Below are 17,280 nucleotides of genomic sequence, written 5' to 3'. Positions count from 1 at the left end.
GGGCTTCACAGAACCCCCATAGTCTCTGTCCCGGACACGACAGGAGTGACTCGCTGTCGTGACAGGGGGTTTCGGGGATCCTGGGGGGATCTTTTGCTGACGTCTGTCTTCATCGCTGCCGTTTCGCTTGCCCTTTTCTGGATGGCCGCGTTCACCTTGTGGTGGCAGATGCACGCGTGGCGTACGCCCGAGGTGCTGGCCTCCACCCGGTTCAGCAGCCCGGACGGGGGCGAGCACCTGTCGTTCTCGCTGCTGCTGCCAGCACGGCACGAACAGGCCGTGCTGGACCACACCATCCAGCGACTGCTGGAATCCAGCCACACCGACTTCGAGATCATCGTGATCGTCGGGCACGACGACCCGGAGACCACCGAGGTCGCCCGCGACGCCGCGGCGCGCGACCCGCGGGTGCGTGTCGTCGTCGACACCCACGAGAAGAAGAACAAGCCGAGGGCCATGAACACGGCGCTGCCGCACTGCCGCGGTGATGTCGTCGGGGTCTTCGACGCCGAGGACCAGGTCCACCCGGAGCTGCTCGCGCACGTCGACCACGCCTTCCGCTCGACGGGCGCCGACGTCGTGCAGGGCGGCGTCCAGCTCATCAACTTCCACTCCAGCTGGTACAGCCTGCGCAACTGCCTGGAGTACTTCTTCTGGTTCCGCTCCCGTCTCCACCTGCACGCGCAGAAAGGATTCATCCCGCTCGGCGGCAACACCGTCTTCGTCCGCACGGACGTCCTGCGCGAGGCCGAGGGCTGGGACCCCGACTGCCTCGCCGAGGACTGCGACCTGGGAGTGCGGCTCTCCAGCATCGGCAAGAAGGTCGTCGTCGCCTACGACTCCGACATGGTGACCAAGGAGGAGACGCCCGGCAGCCTGATGTCGCTGCTCAAGCAGCGCACCCGGTGGAACCAGGGCTTCCTGCAGGTCTACCGCAAGAAGGACTGGAAGCAGCTCCCGGGCTTCGGGCAGCGGCTCCTCGCCCGCTACACCCTGATGACGCCGTACCTCCAGGCCATCTCCGGCGTCATCATCCCGCTGAACGTGGCCGTCGCGCTCTTCCTCGACGTGCCGGTCGGCATCGCCTTCATCACCTTCCTGCCGGCCGTCACCGCGTTCGTCACCTTCGTCTTCGAACTGGTCGGGCTGCACGACTTCGGCAAGCAGTACGGGCTTCGTGTGCGATTCGTCCACTACCTGAAGCTCGTCGTCGGCGGCCCCTTCTACCAGGTGCTCCTCGCCGGTGCGGCCGTCCGTGCCGTGTGGCGCGAGCAGAGGGGCCACAACGACTGGGAGCTGACCAGTCACGTCGGTGCGCACCTCACCGACACCGAAGCCGCGGCCATGACCCGCGGGTCCCGAGAGGACGTTCCTGCGTGACTTCCACCCTTCCCGCGGTGACCACGGTCAAGGTCCCCGCGCAGCGCACCCCTGCACCCAGCACCCCTGCGACACCTCGGACGAAGCCGTCACGGCTGCGCCGTTCGCGGGCCGACCTGATCCTGTGCGGCGTACTCCTCGCGGCCGTCATGACCGTGCAGGGCTGGAACATCGCCGACTACCCGACCCTCAGCGACGACGAGGGCACCTACCTCGCGCAGGCCTGGGCCGTGCAGCAGGGCGACGGCCTGGCCCACTACACGTACTGGTACGACCATCCGCCCCTCGGCTGGATACAGATAGCCCTGCTGACCTGGATACCGTCCCTGATCAGCCCCGAGTCGATGACGGTCGGCTCGATGCGGATCGTGATGCTGCTGGTCAGCGCCGTCAGCGCGATCCTCGTCTACGCGCTGGCCCGCCGCCTCTCGCTGCCCCGCTGGGCGGCCGGCCTCGCCCTGCTGCTCTTCGGGCTCTCGCCGCTGTCGGTGGTCCTCCAGCGCGAGATCTTCCTCGACAACATCGCCGTGATGTGGACGCTCTTCGCGTTCTTCCTGGCCGCCTCCCCGAGCCGTCACCTCTGGCACCACTTCGGCGCCGGACTCGCGGCCGCGGCCGCGGTGCTCACCAAGGAGACGATGCTCGTCGTCCTCCCGGCGCTGATGGTCACCATGTGGCGCCACAGCCACCGGGACACCCGCAAGTTCGCCCTCACCGGAGCCGTCACGGCCTGCGTGCTCGTCGGCCTCTCGTATCCCCTCTTCGCGCTCCTCAAGGGCGAGTTCTTCCCCGGCGCCGGACACGTGTCGCTCTGGGACGGCCTCAAGTACCAGATGACCAGGCCCGGTTCCGGATTCATCCTCGACGCGGGCTCCGGCTCGTACGGGGTCCTGCAGTCCTGGCTGTACTACGACCGCGTCCTGCCCCTCGGAGGCCTGGCCGGGGCGCTGCTGCTCCTCGTCACCTGGCGCTGGTCGGTGACCGCGCGGGCCCTCGCCGGGCCGGCCCTGACCGTCGGCATCCTCGCGCTGGTCGCCCTGCGGCCGAACGGCTACCTGCCCGCGATGTACGTCATCCAGGCCCTGCCGTTCCTCGCGCTGGTCCTCGCCGGAGGCACCGCGAGCGTCGCGCACGGGGTGCTGCGCAGGTGGCGCGAGGTCGACGAGAAGCGGTTCGTCACCGGGGGGAGGTACGTCATCGCGGCGCTCCTCGTCGCGGCCTCGGCGGTGTACGTCGTGCCGCGCTGGTACGACGGCGCCCGCACCGCCGTCACCACCGACGCCAACGCCCCCTACCAGGCCGCGTCGAAGTGGCTGGCGACCGAGGTCGACAACCCCGAGGAGACCCGTGTCCTGGTCGACGACGCGCTCTGGCTCGACCTCGTGCACGCCGGATACCGGCCGGGCCTCGGCGTCATCTGGTTCTACAAGGCCGACCTCGACCCCGCGGTGACGAAGACGATGCCGCGCGGCTGGCGCGACCTCGACTACGTGGTGGCCTCCCCGACGGTGCGGCGCGACGCGGTCGACCTGCCCAACGTCAGACAGGCGATGGAGCACTCCACGCCGGTCGCCACCTTCGGCAAGGGCGAGGACCGCATCGAGATCCGGCAGATCAGGGGCGGTTCCGGGAAGAGCAGGGCGAGCACGGCGGGCACGCCCGGCACCTCCGGCGCGGCGGCCGGCGGAGACGGCCGATGACGTACGACTCCGTCGTCCCCGAGGAACTGGGCGAGCCCGCGCTGCGGGTCACCGCCGTCCCCGAACCGGGCGCCGTCACCATCGTCGTCCCGACCTTCAACGAGTCCGCGAACATACGGGAACTGCTGCGCGGGATCACCGAGTCGGTGCCCGCGCGGCTGCCCTGCGAGGTCGTGTTCGTCGACGACTCCACCGACGACACACCCGAGGTGATCCGCGAGGCCGCCCGGGACTGCCCGTACCCGGTGACCGTGCTGCACCGCGAGAGCCCCGTCGGCGGTCTAGGCGGGGCCGTCGTCGAGGGGATGCGGGCCGCGACCTCCGACTGGATCGTCGTCATGGACGGCGATCTGCAGCACCCGCCGTCGCTGGTACCGGAGTTGGTGGACGCCGGTGAGCGCACCCACGCGGGGCTCGTCGTCGCCTCCCGCTACATCAGGGGCGGCAGCCGCGCCGGGCTCGCCGGCGGCTACCGCGTCGCCGTGTCCCGCGGCGCCACCTGGCTGACGAAGACGCTGTTCCCGCGCAGGCTGCGCGGCATCAGCGACCCGATGAGCGGCTTCTTCGCGATCCGCCGCAGCGCGGTCACCACGGACGTCCTGAAGCCGCTCGGCTACAAGATCCTCCTCGAAACGGCCGTACGCGCCCGCCCGCGCCGGGTCACCGAGGTGCCGTTCGTCTTCCGGCCACGGTTCGCGGGCGAGTCCAAGTCGACCGCGCGGGAGGGCGTCCGCTTCCTGCGGCACCTCGCCGGACTGCGCACGGCCTCGCCGGTGGCCCGGATGGTGGTCTTCGGGCTGATCGGCGCGACCGGCTTCCTGCCGAACCTCGCCGCGCTGTGGGCCCTGACGGCCGCCGGGATGCACTACCTGCCCGCCGAGATCGCCGCCAACCAGCTCGGCGTCGCCTGGAACTTCCTGCTCATCGAGCACCTGTGCTTCCCGGGCCGCCGGCAGTACCGGCGCTGGTGGGACCGGGCCGGGCGGTTCGCGCTGCTCGCCAACGCCGACCTGGTGGTGCGCATCCCGCTGATCGCGCTGCTCGTGAGCCGGTTCGGGATGAGTGTGCTCGGCGCCACGGCGCTCGCTCTGGTGACCACCTTCGTCCTGCGCTTCGTGGGCACGGAGGCCCTGGTCTATCTGCCGCGGAAGGGAGGGCGCGCAGGTGACACGACGGCCGTCGAGACCGGCCGTCACGTAGGGAGCCGCACAGCAAGGAGATCCAGCTGATGTTCCGCAGATCCGCTCCGAAGTTCAGACGCCCGACCCGTCCCAGACGCCGCACCACCCTGCTGGCCGTGGGCGCGCTCACCTCGGGACTGCTCCTGTCCGTCCCCCAGTCCGCGTCCGCCGCCAACCTCGTGAAGAACCCGGGCTTCGAGACCGCGGGCACGGGCGGCGACGGCATGCCCTACTGCTGGGAGAAGTCCGGCTGGGGCGACAACGACTTCACCTTCTCCACGGTCGGTGACGCCCACTCCGGCTCCAAGGCCATGAAGGTCGAGCTGACCCGCCGCACCGAGGGCGACCGCAAGGCGCTGATCACCGAGTCCGCGCAGTGCGCGCCGGTCGTCGGCGCCGGCAAGCAGTACGACCTCGGGCTCTGGTACAAGTCGACGACCCCGGACACCTCGCTGACCCTCTTCCGGCACGACACGACCGCCGGCTGGCAGTACTGGACCGACCTCAAGACCCTGCCGGTCAGCGCCGGATGGGCCGAGGCGACGGTGCGTACCCCCGAGGTCCCCGCGGGCACCGACCGCATCAGCTGGGGCGTCTCCGTCTACGGGACCGGCTCGGTGACCACCGACGACTACACGATGGACCAGGTCGCCGACCCGATCCCCGACCCGGTGTGCACGGGCACGGCCGAGGAGTGCGCCAACGGCAGGTGGGACGTGCTGCCCACGCAGAACCCGGTCCGCTCCATGCACTCCGTCGTCCTCAACAACGGCAAGGTGCTGCTGATCGCGGGCTCCGGCAACGACCCGGAGATGTTCAAGGCGGGCACGTTCACGAGCGCGGTCTACAACCCGGTGAACGGCACGTACAAGCAGATCCCCACGCCCAAGGACATGTTCTGCGCGGGACACGTGCAGCTGGACGACGGCCGTGTGCTCGTGATGAGCGGCAACAAGGGCTATCCGTCCGCCGACGGCACCATCGGGTACCAGGGCTTCAAGGACTCGTACACCTTCGACCCGGTGACCGAGACGTACAGCAAGACCAACGACATGAACGACGGTCACTGGTACCCCTCGGCGACGATCCTCGGCAACGGTGACGTCATCTCCTTCGGCGGCCTGAAGGAGGACTCCACCGGGTCCGTGACGGCCGAGCGCTGGTCCGACGCCGAGAACAAGTGGCTGCCGACCTGGCAGGTCAACCAGACCTGGTCGTACTGGGGCCTGTACCCGACGATGGTCCTGATGCAGGACGGCCGCCTCTTCTACACGGGCAGCCACACCTTCGGCAACAACATCCCCGGCTCGGGCTCGGCGATCTACGACTACGACGCCAACACCGTCACCGACGTGCCCGGACTGCGACGCAAGGACGAACGCGACCAGTCCGCGAGCGTGCTGCTGCCCCCGGCCCAGGACCAGAAGGTCCTCACCATCGGCGGCGGCAACATCGACTCGAACCCCGACGCCAACCGGCTCACCGACATCATCGACCTCAAGTCCGCCAACCCGGCGTACGTCGCCGGGCCGCCGCTCCCGCAGGGCACCGTCGACCTGGGCAACGGCAGGGTCCCGCAGACCGGCGACCAGGGCAAGATGTACGTCTCCACCGTGCTGCTGCCCGACGGGAAGGTCCTGGAGACCGGCGGCGCCCTGCACAACCGCGCCGACCCGGTCTACTCCTCGTCGATCTTCGACCCGGCGACGGAGACCTTCGACCCGGTGGCCACCGACCCGGAGGCACGCGGCTACCACTCGTCCGCGTTCCTGCTCCCCGACGGCCGCGTGATGACGACCGGCGACAACCCGGGCAACGGCTCCTGGAACCACGACGTGTCCGTCTACACCCCGCCGTACCTGCTCAAGGGCCCCCGCCCGACGATCACTTCGGTGATCGACACCGAGTGGACGTACGGCGACACGCAGCGCATCACGGTCGACCGGCCCATCGCCAGGGCGGAGCTGATCCGCCCGGCCGCGGTGACGCACTCCTCCGACCCGAACCAGCGCTTCGTGGACCTGCCGCTCTCCGTCGACGGCAACAACATCGACCTGAACGTGACGAGCAACCCGAACATCGCCCCGCCGGGCTGGTACATGCTCTTCGCGGTCGACGCGAACGGCGTGCCGTCGGTGGCGAAGTGGGTCCACCTCCAGGGCCCGCCCGCCCTGGCCGCCGCGTCCGGGGAGGCCTCCTCGGGCCACGTCCACTCGTTCGCGGACTCCCTGGAGGGCAAGGTCAGGAAGCCCGGCAAGAAGCGTGACTCGGTGAAGGTCAGCCCGACCGTCGCCGGCTGCGACCGCCACTACGGCACCGCCAACGTCTGCGTCCCGACGGTCTTCCCCGACGAGGTGAAGAAGACGACGGCGGCCCGCTGCGCCTGGCTGAAGGCGAACGACTACGGCCGCCTGAAGCTGAACGGAAAGGACGACCCCCTGCGCCTGGACCGCAACGGGGACGGCCTGGCCTGCGGCAAGGGGGACACGCCGAGGCGCTGACCCCGGCCCCAGCGAACGACGTTGCCCCGCGCCCAGATGAGGGCGCGGGGCAACGTCGTTCGCTGGGGCTGGGGCTGAGGTCTGCGAGCCGTGGGGCCCCGGGCACCCTTCAGGGGCGCGGGGAACTGCGCGACCAGCCCCCACCCACCCGCACCGGACGACGAACCCGCAAGGCCCCGGCAAGGCCCCGGCAGGGGCTCCGCTCAGCCGGAGCCGAACTCCGCGAGCGCCCGCCCCACGATCGCCTCCAACTGCTCGTGGTGGGCGCCCCGCCAGTACGCCCGCCCACACTCCCCGCACTGGGCGAACACGTCGTACGACCGCCGCGTCCCCCCTTCGAGCTGCCCGGCGACCTCCTCCCTGGAGGCCTCCCGCAACAGCCCGTTGCACGCCGTGCACCGAGTCCACGGCCTCAGCTCGGGTGCGAACCGCCCGAGTACGTCCCGCAGCTGGTCATCGGGCTGCGTGCTGTAGACGAACGCTCCCGCCCACAGCTCCCTTCGCCGCAGCAGCCCCCGGTCCCGGCTGAGCAGCACCCGCCGCTCGGCTGCGGACCGCGAGGCCAGTGCGGGGTCCCCGATGTCGAGCGACTCGTACGCGGTGTCGACACCGAGCAGCCGCATCCGGCGGGCGAGCGTCCCCAGATGCACGTCGAGCAGGAACCGCAGCGGTGCCCCCGGCACCGGCTGGGGCCGCTCGACCGCCCGTACGAGAACGGACTCGTCCGCGAGCGGCACGTGCGAGACGGCCACCGCACGACCGTCCACGACGAGCTCGCCGACCTCGGTGAGCGGGACCCCGAGCGACTCGACGACATGGCCGAGCGTGGACGAACCGTCGGTGGTGACGCCCGTGGCGCCCGCCCGACGCCCGTGCGGGACGAACAACCGCAGCTCGGGGGCGAAATCGACGTGGATCTCCGGTCCGTTCACCGGGTCAGGATGCCATGCGGACCGGGCGGCGGGCCGGTGCTTTTCGCCGGCCGCGGTGTGTCCGCGATCAGCGCCTCGGGAGGTCCTTGAAGGTGGCGAGGGTGCGGTCGACCAGGTCCAGCAGGTCACCCCGGCAGTCGCGCTCGGCCCAGTAGATGGCCGTTTCGAGGAGTGCGCCCATCAGCCCCATCGCGTAGACCCGTACCTCCAGGTCGTCCGCCTCCCTCCCCGTGCGCTCCGCCATCACCCGGCACATCAGGCGGCCCGTGACGGACATGCTCTCCATGGCCCGGGTGCGCACGGCCGGCACCCGCGCCATCAGCATGACGCGCGGTTTCATCTCCCGTTCCACGAAGTCCGGGTGGTCGGCGACCGCCATGGCCAGCCCCTGCCGGATCGCGAACCGCAGCGAGTCCAGCAGGCTCTCCTGCGCCGGGCGTTCCCGCAGCAGGTCCTCGATCAGGGGGTCGTACTCGTCCGTGAGGACGATGTCCTCCTTGGCCGGGAAGTAGCGGAAGACGGTGCTCGGTGAGACCTCCGCGCGCTCCGCGATCTGCTCCACGGTCGTCGCGTCGTACCCCTGCTCCGCGATCAGCGCGTAGGTGGCGTCCCTGATGGCCGTGCGCGTCTTCAGCTTCTTCCGCTCCCGCAGGCTCATCCGGGCCTGCGGGGCGGCGGGGGTACGTGCCGTGGTCATACCGTTCATTGTCGGTCACGGGGGCGGGGGCCGGCCACATCCGTCCTGGCCGGGTCCGGGAGCGCCGGCTCCGGGAGCGTCGGCTCGGCGGGGACCGGGTCCGCCGTCGGGCCGTCACCCGGCCCGGCCCCGGCAGGTGGTTCGCCGCCGTGCCCGGCGGGTCGTACGTTCGGCAGCAGGGCCGCCGTCAGCAGCGCGGTCACGAGCGCCGCGACTCCGCAGACCGTCAGGACAGCGCCCATGCCGTCCACGTACGCGGCGTCGGCGGAGTCGGCGAGGCGTGGCAGCCCGAGCCGCTCGGCGATCAGGTGCGCGCCGGTCAGGGAGTCGCCCGCCGCCTCGGCGGCCCGCGCGGGCAGGCCCGTGGTGTCGAGCCGGTCGTCGTAGGCACCGGCGAGGAGGCTGCCGAGCAGGGCGATGCCGATCGCCGCACCCACCTGGCGCAGCGTCATGAGCAGCCCGGAGCCGCTGCCCGCGCGGTCCGCCGGGATCCCGCCGAGTGCCGCGTCCATCGCGGGCACCATCGCGAGGCCGAAGCCCAGCCCGGCGATCGTCAGCCACAGCGCGGTGAACGCGTACCCGCTGCCGGGTTCCGTGCGCGCGCCCAGCAGGGCCGCGAAGCACAGCACCGTCAGGCCGGCGGTCACCACCGGGCGCGGTCCCAGGCGTCGCACCAGCGCCGTGCTCGCCCGCGCGGAGACCATCAGTCCCGCCATCAACGGCAGCAGGCGCAGGCCGGTGCCGAACGCGTCGTTGCCACCGACCTCCTGCAGATACGCCGGCACCATGAACAGCAGCCCCGCGAAGACGAACGTGCCGAGGGTCGCGGCCAGGCCGTTGCACAGGAAGCCGCGGTTCGAGAGCAGCGTCAGGTCGAGCATGGGCCGCGAGGCGCGACGCTCCCGCAGGACCAGGGCGGCGAGCAGCATCGCGGAAGCGGTGAACGAGCCGATGACGAGCGCGCTGCCCCAGCCGTGCTGCGGCGCCTCGATGATGGCGAGGACCAGCGCGCCGAGTCCCAGTGCGCTGAAGGCGGTCGACAGCACGTCGACCCGGGGCGACGCGGGATCGCGGGACTCGGGCAGCAGGAAGAGGCAGGCGGTGACGCCGAGGGCCACCATCGGGATGTTGATCAGGAAGATCGAGCCCCACCAGTAGTGGTCGAGGAGCAGCCCTCCGACGAGCGGCCCGAGCGGCATGCCGGCGGCCATGGAGGCGGTGACGGCGGCGACGGCCCTGCCGCGCTCCGCCGGCCCGAACATCGAGGGCAGGACGGACAGTCCCAGCGGGATGACCAGCGCGGCGCCCACACCCATGACGGTGCGCGCGGCGATGACGAGAGCGGGGCTGTCGGCAAGGGTGCCGAACAGGGCTCCGACGAGGAACACGAGGAGCCCGGCGATGAGCATCCTGCGCCGGCCGAAGCGGTCGCCGAGCAGTCCCGCGGGCAGCATCAGGGCCGCGAACACGACGATGTAGGAGTCGACGATCCACTGGAGCTCGCCCGTACCTGCGCCCAGCTGATCGGCCATCGCCGGCAGTGCGACGTTGAGGATCGTCATGTCGAAGCCGAGCACGAGCATGCTCGCGACCAGGGCGCCGAGCGCCCACCAGCGACGGGGGTCGAGGCGCGCCCCGGCCTGCGTGGTGACAGTAACCATAAAATGAGAGTAACTATCAAAAGATAGTGTCTGTCAATGATCGGGGCGGGAGTGTCTCCGAGGGAGTGGCGGACCGGGCATGCGACAGGGCCCCGCCGCGTGCTGCGGTGGGGCCCTGTCGTCGCGCGGCGGCGGAGGCCTCCCGCGCCTGTCCGTCCGTGTCTGTCCGTCCGCGCCTATCCGTACTGGTAGGCCACCATCGAGATGCCGATGTAGTGCGCGATGAACGCCGCGAGGGTCAGCGAGTGGAAGACCTCGTGGAAGCCGAACCAACGCGGTGACGGATTCGGCCGCTTGAGCGCGTAGATGATGCCTCCCGCGCTGTAGAGGAGCCCGCCCACGATCACGAGCACCAGGACGGCGACGCCGCCCGCCCGCATGAAGTCGGGGAGGAAGAAGACGGCCGCCCAGCCCATCGCGATGTAGCAGGGGGTGTAGAGCCAGCGCGGGGCGCCGATCCAGAAGACGCGGAAGGCGATGCCCGCGATCGCCGCGCTCCAGATGCCCCACAGCAGCCAACGGCCCTTGCTCTCCGGGAGCAGCAGCATCGTCAGCGGTGTGTAGGAGCCCGCGATGATGAGAAAGATGTTCGCGTGATCGAGCCTGCGCAGCACGCCGTCCATCCGCGGACTCCAGGTGCCGCGGTGGTAGATCGCGCTGACACCGAACAGCAGGCAGGCCGTGAGGACGAAGACCGCGCAGGCGGCGCGGGCGCGGGTCGAGTCGGCGAGTGCGGTGAGCACCAGGCCGGAGACGAGGACCGCCGGGAACATTCCGGCGTGCAGCCAGCCGCGCAGTCTCGGCTTGACGGGGTGCGGCAGGGAGAGCGCTTCGGCGACGCGGTCGACGACCGGCGTGTCCGTGGAGGCGTCGGAGATGGGCGCAGTCATGCCGTCCATCGTACCTACGGAGCCGTAGGTTACATATCGGTCGGCGGGTGCGAGGGGCGCCGAGTGGCGGGTGTCTCACCGGGTGCCGGGCCGCGTGACGGGCGGGCCGGAACCGCCCTTTCGTAAACGGCCGGCAATAAGTGGCGATGCTCACGCTGCTCAGGTGTGAGGCCCTCTGGACATATGCGCGGGCCCGTCGGATGATCAAATGAGTGCGGTCGGCACCGGATGAGCGCCAGGAAGATCGATACGTACCGGAAAGATCGGTAAGGATCGGTTACGTGAAGCATCCGGGTCGCGGCCCCCACGGGGCACAAAAAACAAAAACCCCTCATCTAGGAGCGATCGTGGCGCGCGACATCGCGGCTCCCACTTCCACCGGCGTCCCCACCAACCATCAGGAACTGGTCTCGTGGGTCAACGAGATCGCCGAACTGACCCAGCCGGACAGCGTGGTCTGGTGCGACGGCTCGGAAGCCGAGTACGAGCGGCTGAGCGAGGAACTCGTCCGCAAGGGCACCTTCAGGAAGCTCGACCCGATCAAGCGCCCCAACTCGTACTACGCGGCCTCCGACCCGACCGATGTCGCACGGGTCGAGGACCGGACGTTCATCTGCTCCGAGAAGGAGGAGGACGCGGGCCCGACCAACCACTGGAAGGACCCCGCCGAGATGCGGGAGATCTTCAGCGGCGAGCAGGGCGTCTTCCGCGGCTCGATGAAGGGCCGGACGATGTACGTCGTCCCGTTCTGCATGGGCCCGCTCGGCTCCGACCTCTCCGCCATCGGCGTCGAGATCACCGACTCGGCGTACGTCGCGGTCTCCATGCGCACCATGACCCGGATGGGTCAGCCGGTCCTGGACGAGCTCGGCTCCGACGGCTTCTTCGTGCGTGCTGTGCACACGCTCGGGGCGCCGCTGGCCGAGGGCGAGGCCGACGTGCCGTGGCCCTGCAACTCCACGAAGTACATCTCCCACTTCCCGGAGACCCGCGAGATCTGGTCGTACGGCTCCGGCTACGGCGGCAACGCGCTGCTCGGCAAGAAGTGCTACGCGCTGCGCATCGCCTCCGTGATGGCCCGGGACGAGGGCTGGCTCGCCGAGCACATGCTGATCCTCAAACTCACCCCGCCGCAGGGTGAGTCGAAGTACGTGGCCGCCGCCTTCCCGAGTGCCTGCGGCAAGACCAACCTCGCGATGCTGGAGCCGACGGTCCGCGGCTGGACCGTCGAGACCATCGGCGACGACATCGCCTGGATGCGCTTCGGCGAGGACGGGCGTCTGTACGCCATCAACCCCGAGGCCGGCTTCTTCGGTGTCGCGCCCGGCACCGGCGAGCACACCAACGCCAACGCGATGAAGACGCTGTGGGGCAACTCCGTCTTCACGAACGTCGCCCTCACCGACGACAACGACATCTGGTGGGAGGGCATGACGGAGGAGACCCCGGCCCACCTGACGGACTGGAAGGGCAACGACTGGACCCCCGAGTCCGGCGTCCCCGCCGCTCACCCCAACGCCCGGTTCACCGTGCCCGCCGCGCAGTGCCCGATCATCGCGCCCGAGTGGGAGGACCCCAAGGGCGTGCCGATCTCGGCGATCCTCTTCGGTGGCCGCCGCGCCACGGCGGTGCCGCTGGTCACCGAGTCCTTCGACTGGAACCACGGTGTCTTCCTCGGCGCGAACGTCGCCTCCGAGAAGACCGCCGCCGCCGAGGGCAAGGTCGGTGAGCTGCGCCGCGACCCGTTCGCCATGCTGCCGTTCTGCGGCTACAACATGGGCGACTACATGGGTCACTGGGTCGACGTCGCCAAGGGCAAGGACCAGGCGAAGCTCCCGAAGATCTACTACGTCAACTGGTTCCGCAAGAACGACGAGGGCAAGTTCGTGTGGCCCGGCTTCGGGGAGAACAGCCGCGTCCTGAAGTGGATCGTGGACCGGCTCGACGGCAGGGCCGAGGGCGTCGAGACCCCGATCGGCATCCTGCCGGCCAAGGGGGCCCTGGACACGGAGGGTCTCGAACTCTCCTCGTCCGACCTCGACTTCCTGCTCACGGTCGACAAGGAGGTGTGGCGGGAGGAGGCGGCGCTGGTGCCCGACCACCTGAACACGTTCGGCGACCACACGCCGGTCGAGCTGTGGGACGAGTACCGGGCGCTGGTCAAGCGCCTGGGCTGAGGCCCGCCGCCGTATTAGCTCCGCAGCCGACCCGGGTTGCCCTGACCTGCGACGCGGGGCCGGCTGAGGTGAGTACTACTCCGCATGGGCGGGGCCCCACGATGTCGCGGGGCCCCGCCCATGCGGGGTCAGGGACCGTTCGCCGAATTCGGACGACGATCTCAGGCGGCGAAGGACCACGTGCCGTCAGGCGACGTCAGACTCCCGCCGTCCGGCGACTGGGCCACGCGCAGAGTGTGAAGCGGAATTCTGCCGTTCTCGTCCCACTTGCTTCGTACGCTTTCCAGATCGTCCCAGAGGCGGCGGGGGCCGGCCTGGCGCACGGTGCCTGTCGTGCCGTAGGTGTCCTCCGTGCGAGGCCACAACCGTCAGTGGCCTGGAGCTAGATGACCCGCCGGCCGCCGGGGTACGTAGTGGCCCGGGTCTCCACGCCTGGTGTGCCCAGCTCCTACAGTCACCGGAGGGGCCAGTCCTGCCAGAGGTCCGGGACCGGGCCGACCGTCGGCGTACGTCCTCACCCTCGCCGGATCCGGGCCGGGGTGAAGGCTTCGTTCAGCCTGCGTGGGTAGTCGGAGGCCTGCTGAGGCTCTATGAACGTGGCCGGCTCCGGTTGGACGCCGCCGCGGGCGATGGCGCACTCGAACGGCGTACGCGATCGCGGTGGCGTTCGTGCGGAGCGATGCGGCCACCCTCCGGGACACTGGGGCCGAGACGGTGCTGCCGGACCTGCTGGACTCAGATCTGCTCGTGAAGCTTGTACGAGGCAGCACTCGATAGCTAAGACTGCGGATCAGCGCGCGGTCCGTCCATGTCCTTGCGTCCGCGACAAGCGACGTGAACATGGCTGGGGAGTCGATCCGCCAGCCCGTCGCCGCGACCATGGCAGGGGGGTCGGCCCACAGGTGCCCCCTCGGACCCCTGCGAACGTGCGCCGCACGAAGGCCTGTGGCCTAGATCGGATGCGCCCGCGCGACGAGGCCCCAAAGCCCTTCGAAGGAACCGTTGTTACTTGCTGCGCGTCTACCCTCAGTAGGGTTGTGATCACGCGAGGTGATGTTAAGTGGATCCGGTGTCGGTGGGACTGCTGGCGGCGTTGGCGGGTGGCGTCGGCGGTGAAGTCGGACGGCAGTCATGGGCGGGACTGAGTACTCTGGTGCGCCGTCCATTCCAGCGTGGCCGGGACACTGCCGACGACTCAGCGTTGAGTTTGGGGGAGACGGAGTTGGTCAGGCTGGAGGATGTGCCAGCGGATCCGGCACGCGCGCAAGCGTTGAGTACGGTCCTGGCGGTGAGGGCCGCTGTGGATGCGGACTTCCGAGCAGGTCTGCAGCGATGGCATGAGCAGGCGAAGCTGGTGCGCACCGGTGGCGGTGAGGTGCACAACGAGATCAGCGGCGGCACCTTTCACGGACCGGCAGTGCAGGGCCGAGACTTCTCCGGAGTCTCCTTTGCCGCCCCACTCCCGACCACCCCCAGCTCGCCGCCAGCGCAGGACTGACCAGCATGGCTGAAGCCGACACCGCCGGTGAAGATGGGGCGGCGGGAGTGGACACGTCGAATCAGATCCACGATGGCGTGTACTTCGGCGGGGTGATCCAAGGTCGGAATGTCAGTCTGCAGTTAGCTACACCAGTCACCTCGGCGCTGTCCGGCCTGCCCCAGGCTTCGCCCACTTTCACTGGTCGCGACACTCATGTGGGAGAGCTGTTGCAAGGGCTGGCTCCTGGGCTGCAGCGACAGGAAGTGGTGCTGGTGGCGTCGGTGTCGGGCCTGGCCGGGGTCGGCAAGACCGAACTCGTAGTACAGACCGCTCACAAGGCTTCGGAGAAGCCCGGTTGGTTCCCCGGAGGCGTGCTGTTCGTCGACATGTTCGGCTACGACACCGGTCGCCGTCTGGCCCCTGCGCAGGCCCTGCACGGCCTGCTTGACGCCCTGGGTATACCTGTCGAGCACATCCCCCAGGAACTGCAGGACCGCTCACGCCTCTACCGCAGCGTGCTGGCGGAATACGCCAGGCAGAAGCAGCGCATCCTGGTCGTCATCGACAACGCCTCCAGCAGCGAGCAGGTCAAGCCTCTGCTACCCACCGACGGCATCACTGCGGCCCTCCTTACCTCCCGCCACACTCTCGATGTGGGGGCCCGCCTGCATGATCTCGACATCCTCGACGAGCACACCTCGGTCGAGCTGTTGCGCATGGCTCTTTCCAAGGCCCGCGGTGCCGCCGACACTCGCGTGACCGACGCCCCCGAGGACGCTTCAGTGATCGCCCGGTTATGCGCAGGCCTGCCCCTTGCTCTACGCATCGCCGCCGCTCTCCTCGCCGATATGCCCAGCCGCCCCCTTGCTTCCCTACGCCAAGCCCTGTCCGACGTTCATCACCGGCTGGACCAGCTCAGGCACGAAAGTCACGCTGTCCGGGCTGCCTTGGACTTGTCGTACGAGCAACTGAGTGAAGCCCAGGCCAGGATGTTCCGACTGGTCGCTCTCAATCCCGGCCCTGAGCTGTCCACCGAGGCAGCCGCTCACGTCGTCGCCGAAGATCAGCCACAAACCGAGCAACGCCTGCAGGAGCTCGTTCGTGCCCACTTGGTCGAAGCCGGGGCTGTCTGGGGACGCTGGCGCGTACACGACTTAGTGCGGGTATACGCCGGCGAACGGGCCGGTGCAGAACCCACGACGGCAGATGACGTCGCGCAGCTTCTCCTGTACTACCTGGCGCGTGCAACGAGGGCTGACGGCTACGTCATCGCTCTGACGGAGCCGACGCCCCGGGGCTTCCCCGATCGAACCCAGGCGCTCGCGTGGTTGGACGCAGAACGAGAGAATCTGCTCGCCGCAGCGAATATCGCCGAATCGAGGGGGCACGCCGAAATCGCCCGGGACCTGCCCATGGCCCTGGAGAACTACCTGTCCACACGCGGTCACTGGGAAGAGTGGCGGGCCACCGCTGAACTCGCCGTCCAGGCTGCGCGCACCCTGGACGATCAGCGCGGAGAGGCGCGCGCCCGCGTGTCACTCAGCGACGCACTGCGCGAGCTGAACGCCCACGACGAGGCCATCGCCGAGGCACGCAGGGCTGCGGAGGCGTTCCACGGCCTGGGCGACCGACTTGGCGAGGGCACGGCGCTGCGCGCTCTCGCCTTGCACCTGGGGGCCGCCGGTCATCACGAGGAATCGTTCCGGATGTCCGAGCAGGCTGTCCCTCTTCTGCGGCAAGGCTCCAACCGGCACCTTGCAGCGGTAGCGCTCATGAATTACGGCTCTCACCTCGCCCATGTCGAAAGGTACACCGAGGCAATCGACGCGTTGACGGAAAGCCTGGCGGTGCTGTCCCAGACCAGTAAGAGCGTAAAGGCTCTCGCGCTGCTCAACCTCGGCTGGACATTGGACGGTGCAGGTCGGCGCCCTGAAGCCATCAGCTCGTTTCAGGAGAGCATTGCGTGCGCTCTTGAAGTGGGCGGCCTCTGGGAAACCGAGATTGCCGCGGGAGCATCGGCCAGTCTGGGCCGGCTCTTTTTAGAGGATGAACAGTCTGATCAGGCAAGTTTTTACCTCCGGCAGGGTGCTGTCCTCTTTGCCAAGACAAGCAATGACATTCTCGCGGTCAGAGCTCTTAAGGAACTAGGGCTCACTCTGATCGATCTGGAAGAACGTCGAGAGGAGGGCAGAAGCTCCGAGTTCACCTCGCCCGCCCACGAGAGGCGCTATGAGCAGGCCGCGGATGCGCTCGCTGAAGCAATCGCACTCACCCGCCGCAAAGCCGAGATCGCAACCGACGATCTCAGGAAGGAACTGGCCGGTCTCTTGATCAACCTCAGCATCCCGCTGGTCCACCTGGATTGTTGCGATCGCGCGCTGGAAGCCATCCGAGAAGGTCTGGTCATCCTGCGGCGGCTTGCTGATGAGGATCCGCAGGCTCACCAGCCTTCGCTTGCCGCGGCGTTGGACATGTTCGCCTGGGCGCTGGCCCAGGACGGCACCCAGTTGCCCGCAGCGTTGGAGGCAGCAGCAGAGGCGGTCGAGATCGCTACTGGCCTGGCCCAGCACAGCCCCGACGAGTATGCCGAACTCCTCCAAAGCACCCTGGAGCGCAAAGCCGGTCTGCTCGGTGAGCTCGCCTGAACGTCCGAATTCAAGAGACCGTCCCCCGCCTGCCGG

10 protein-coding genes are annotated in these 17,280 nt (G+C 69.2%); 6 read left to right on the top strand and 4 right to left on the bottom strand.

What is annotated here, in order from left to right; translation table 11 throughout:
* Window positions 1-93: 93 nt before the first annotated feature.
* Genes KUF83_RS13180 through KUF83_RS13165 form a run of 4 tightly spaced genes read left to right on the top strand, consistent with a single transcriptional unit; the run spans window position 94 to window position 6,762 of the window.
* The gene (locus tag KUF83_RS13180) at window positions 94-1,380 is read left to right on the top strand and encodes a glycosyltransferase (protein ID WP_217454846.1); all 1,287 of its coding nucleotides are present in this window, start codon (window positions 94-96) and stop codon (window positions 1,378-1,380) included.
* The gene (locus KUF83_RS13175) at window positions 1,377-3,080 is read left to right on the top strand and encodes a glycosyltransferase family 39 protein (RefSeq protein ID WP_217454845.1); all 1,704 of its coding nucleotides are present in this window, start codon (window positions 1,377-1,379) and stop codon (window positions 3,078-3,080) included. The genes KUF83_RS13180 and KUF83_RS13175 overlap by 4 nt, the downstream gene beginning before the upstream one ends.
* Window positions 3,077-4,309 (top strand): glycosyltransferase family 2 protein, encoded by a 1,233-nt coding sequence (locus KUF83_RS13170; protein ID WP_217454844.1) that lies wholly within the window; start codon window positions 3,077-3,079, stop codon window positions 4,307-4,309. Before KUF83_RS13175 ends, KUF83_RS13170 begins: the two co-directional genes overlap by 4 nt.
* Entirely contained in the window at window positions 4,309-6,762 is a 2,454-nt protein-coding gene (locus tag KUF83_RS13165) for a galactose oxidase early set domain-containing protein (RefSeq protein ID WP_217454843.1), read from the top strand. The genes KUF83_RS13170 and KUF83_RS13165 overlap by 1 nt, the downstream gene beginning before the upstream one ends.
* A gap of 203 nt (window positions 6,763-6,965) precedes the next feature.
* On the opposite strand, the gene KUF83_RS13160 is transcribed toward KUF83_RS13165, so the two are convergent.
* The 4 genes from KUF83_RS13160 to KUF83_RS13145 form a co-directional block, all read right to left on the bottom strand.
* The gene (locus KUF83_RS13160) at window positions 6,966-7,694 is read right to left on the bottom strand and encodes a Mut7-C ubiquitin/RNAse domain-containing protein (protein WP_217454842.1); all 729 of its coding nucleotides are present in this window, start codon (window positions 7,692-7,694) and stop codon (window positions 6,966-6,968) included.
* Window positions 7,695-7,761: 67 nt separating this feature from the next.
* Window positions 7,762-8,391, bottom strand: coding sequence for a TetR/AcrR family transcriptional regulator (locus tag KUF83_RS13155; RefSeq protein ID WP_217454841.1), 630 nt, complete (start codon window positions 8,389-8,391; stop codon window positions 7,762-7,764).
* A gap of 5 nt (window positions 8,392-8,396) precedes the next feature.
* Window positions 8,397-10,052 carry a DHA2 family efflux MFS transporter permease subunit gene (locus KUF83_RS13150; protein WP_217454840.1) on the bottom strand — a complete coding sequence of 552 codons (1,656 nt, stop codon included), beginning with the start codon at window positions 10,050-10,052 and terminating at the stop codon, window positions 8,397-8,399.
* Window positions 10,053-10,228: 176 nt separating this feature from the next.
* Complete coding sequence (locus KUF83_RS13145; RefSeq protein ID WP_217454839.1) at window positions 10,229-10,942, bottom strand: hemolysin III family protein; 714 nt, start codon at window positions 10,940-10,942, stop codon at window positions 10,229-10,231.
* 347 nt (window positions 10,943-11,289) lie between these two features.
* Here KUF83_RS13145 and KUF83_RS13140 point away from each other — a divergent pair, with 347 nt between their 5' ends.
* Window positions 11,290-13,119 carry a phosphoenolpyruvate carboxykinase (GTP) gene (locus tag KUF83_RS13140; protein WP_217454838.1) on the top strand — a complete coding sequence of 610 codons (1,830 nt, stop codon included), beginning with the start codon at window positions 11,290-11,292 and terminating at the stop codon, window positions 13,117-13,119.
* Between the two features lie 1,503 nt (window positions 13,120-14,622).
* A complete protein-coding gene (locus KUF83_RS13135; protein WP_217454837.1) occupies window positions 14,623-17,244 on the top strand; it encodes a tetratricopeptide repeat protein in 2,622 nt (873 codons plus the stop codon).
* Window positions 17,245-17,280 lie beyond the last annotated feature (36 nt).

The organism is Streptomyces sp. BV286 (assembly GCF_019090165.1).
Taxonomy (GTDB): Bacteria; Actinomycetota; Actinomycetes; order Streptomycetales; family Streptomycetaceae; genus Streptomyces.
The sequence above is the reverse complement of the archived record's forward strand: the minus strand, read 5'-3'. Positions and strand labels throughout refer to the sequence as shown.

Bases quoted from the DNA above. Each gene is read 5' to 3' on its own strand.
- KUF83_RS13170 (WP_217454844.1), top strand. From the start codon at position 3,077: ATGACGTACGACTCCGTCGTCCCCGAGGAACTGGGCGAGCCCGCGCTG.
- KUF83_RS13165 (WP_217454843.1), top strand. From the start codon at position 4,309: ATGTTCCGCAGATCCGCTCCGAAGTTCAGACGCCCGACCCGTCCCAGA.
- KUF83_RS13155 (WP_217454841.1), bottom strand. From the start codon at position 8,391: ATGACCACGGCACGTACCCCCGCCGCCCCGCAGGCCCGGATGAGCCTG.
- KUF83_RS13150 (WP_217454840.1), bottom strand. From the start codon at position 10,052: ATGGTTACTGTCACCACGCAGGCCGGGGCGCGCCTCGACCCCCGTCGC.
- KUF83_RS13145 (WP_217454839.1), bottom strand. From the start codon at position 10,942: ATGACTGCGCCCATCTCCGACGCCTCCACGGACACGCCGGTCGTCGAC.
- KUF83_RS13135 (WP_217454837.1), top strand. From the start codon at position 14,623: ATGGCTGAAGCCGACACCGCCGGTGAAGATGGGGCGGCGGGAGTGGAC.